A 2,552-nucleotide genomic window follows, 5' to 3' on the forward strand; every position below is an offset into this window, starting at 1 on the left:
CAAATATTCTTTTTAATATTTTATCAGGAATGTTAACTTTAAAATCAGACGGTACAATATATTTCCTGTTGTTTGGGCTCTGATTATTCCTATTTTTCTTTCTAGCATTTGCATTATCACTCTCATCTTTAACGATATTTGTCTCGAAAAGATCAGATGGTTCACAATAACCTTGAGGTGCAATTTTTTCTGATTTTAATTTTTTTGCATAATCTTCCCAATCATCCTTTCTGGATCTTGAAGTAACGTTATTACTACCATTAATTAGATCCTTAATAAATACTTCCAAAACACGGTCAAATTCATCCCTAGGAACATCGATCATAACATTCGGCTCAGAACGTCCAGTCTTTACTCCCATCGTCGAACGAAATATTGGATTACCAAGGAATCTAGAAGCCGTAGTTAGAACGCCATCCCGTCGCTGTTTGTCAATGAATCCTTTTTTTTCAGCATAGTCTAATAACTTTAATGCCAACGTGTTATCCGACGAACCGAAGTGTCTAGTTTTCTGAGTTGCGTTCCACGTCAACAATCCGGCGCCTTCTTGTTCTCCATTATGACGTAATTCAATCCATTTATTAGCATCATCTCTAGATGAAAACAAAATGCATTCAACAGTCTCTGGAATAACGGTACTATGCTCGACTAGTCGTCTAAAATAAGCACGTTCGTTTTCAGGGCATAATTCTGGATCATTCAAAAGAGTTAATGCGCAGACTCGCCTATTTCCTTCTAGAGCAATCAAATTACCATTTTCATTTTCCATAACAGCCAATGATTCAAGAGGGCTAGTGCCATTCTCTGAAATACTTTTAGCTAGTGCTTTTATTTTTTCATTTCGAACTAAATAATTAATAATTTCACCTCTGTCATTTATTGGATCGTGACGAGGGTTTTTACTATCCAAATATAAATCAAGAACATTGACAGAAATTCTTTTCATTTTATCCAATCCTACTTTAAATTTTATCCAGCATACTATATTACATTACTATGTATGCAAAAAAAATAGTCAATACCAAAATCATTCATACACATCCAAGATAGTCCAATTCCGTTCGTTGAAAAACGATAATCCAAATCGAGCAAAGACAAAGTTATTTTCCTTCAAACATCTTAGCACTTTTCCAACACTTCATAGACAACTTTGCTGTTTTCCTGATACATAAATGCATTCTTGGTTGCATCCCCCCCCTCTTTTTTGATAAAAACAGATGAAAAATTAAAAAATTTACATTACGTCAACCATAGAAGCATTAGAATTACTGCTTTTAATGCCTCATTGCTAATTATGATAAATCAATATGCTATAAAAACTTTACTAACAGCATTCACTACTGGTGAAAAATGTGATCTTTCATATGTTTCTGACGAAATCCAATGAGCTGAACACTTGCCTTAATTAGTATTAAGATATATCGCCCACCACTGCTGACCTGCCCCCGCTGATAAGTCTACCTCGATGTTAGTAATGTCTTTATAAGCCACATGGTTATGTCCTCATAAAAAAGCGTTTTTCCGACAAAAAGATCATCATTATTCTCCGCAAGGCTAAAGCAGGGATATCCGCCCGTGAACTCTGCCGCAAGCACGTCATTTCCAATGCCATGTTTTATCCCTGGCACTCGGTTCTATACTCACAAGTAACTTGATTTGGGTCGCCTCAGATTAACTTCTTTCGAAAGGAAAATTGCGGAAAGCCATGTGTGGCGCGGATTTCAGACACAAAAAAAGCCGCCCTTAAGCGACTTTGATTTGCATCTTATGGTGCCGAAGGCCGGACTCGAACCGGCACGTATTTCTACGGTTGATTTTGAATCAACTGCGTCTACCGATTTCGCCACTTCGGCACTGAAGGGGATGCGGAAACGTTGTGGATTATACCTGTCGCGCGCCGCCATGCAAGCGACGACGCGCGAAACCCGCGCTAAGTGCCCAAAAAACCAGCTACCTACGTCACTCCAGCTCAGACACCGCCAGACGAATCACCCCTGCCGCCTTCTGCTCCGGCAGCGCCAGCACCTTGGCCCACATCTCCTGCACCATATCGCAGGAGAGCTTCTCTTTGCCCGCCGCCTTCTCCGGCATCTGCAGCAGCTGGATGTCCTCGCCGTACTTATCGGCAAGCGCCTTCATAATCGGCCGCACATCCTCGACGGCAGCCTCGCGCTCGGCCTGCGTCACGGTGTGGCGGTTTTTGCCGTAGGCCGCGCGCATCATGTCGGCGTCGGCCTGCATGCGCCGCGCCATCAGGTCTTTATCCAGCATGCGCATCGGGTTCACGCCGCCCTTCACCATCGGGTAGAGGAAGCGGAAGCAGGCGTCGTCGCTCACCTTCTGGATGGCGGCGGTCTGCTCCATGTTGATGGTCATGTAGTTCACCACGTTGGCGTCCGGGGCATTTTGCAGGCGCGTCATCTGCAAATGCAGGATCTGCGGCTGGATGGTGTCGATAATGTGCTGCTCCGGCTCGCCGGCCTTTTGCAGGGCGGCCATCTGGTCAAGGATGCGCTGATGCAGCACAGGCTCCTGCTCCTTGATCACCTGCC

General features: G+C 43.8%; 1 protein-coding gene, 1 tRNA gene and 2 pseudogenes. 1 reads left to right on the forward strand and 3 read right to left on the reverse strand.

Features of this window, described 5'->3' with window-relative positions:
* Nucleotides 1-946 (reverse strand): annotated as a pseudogene (locus tag INF73_RS21110) (hypothetical protein); the annotation flags it as partial.
* 559 nt (nucleotides 947-1,505) lie between these two features.
* Between INF73_RS21110 and INF73_RS21115 the strand changes: the two are divergent.
* A pseudogene (locus INF73_RS21115) lies at nucleotides 1,506-1,625 on the forward strand (transposase); the annotation flags it as partial.
* A 143-nt stretch (nucleotides 1,626-1,768) separates the two neighbouring features.
* On the opposite strand, the gene INF73_RS21120 reads toward INF73_RS21115, so the two are convergent.
* Both INF73_RS21120 and INF73_RS21125 read right to left on the reverse strand, forming a co-directional pair.
* A tRNA-Leu gene (locus INF73_RS21120) sits at nucleotides 1,769-1,853 on the reverse strand.
* 106 nt (nucleotides 1,854-1,959) lie between these two features.
* Nucleotides 1,960-2,552: topoisomerase II (locus INF73_RS21125; RefSeq protein WP_193547315.1), on the reverse strand; the 593-nt coding region annotated here is incomplete at its 5' end.

The organism is Enterobacter cloacae complex sp. P6RS, assembly GCF_014982245.1.
GTDB classification, from domain to species: Bacteria; Pseudomonadota; Gammaproteobacteria; order Enterobacterales; family Enterobacteriaceae; genus Enterobacter; species Enterobacter bugandensis.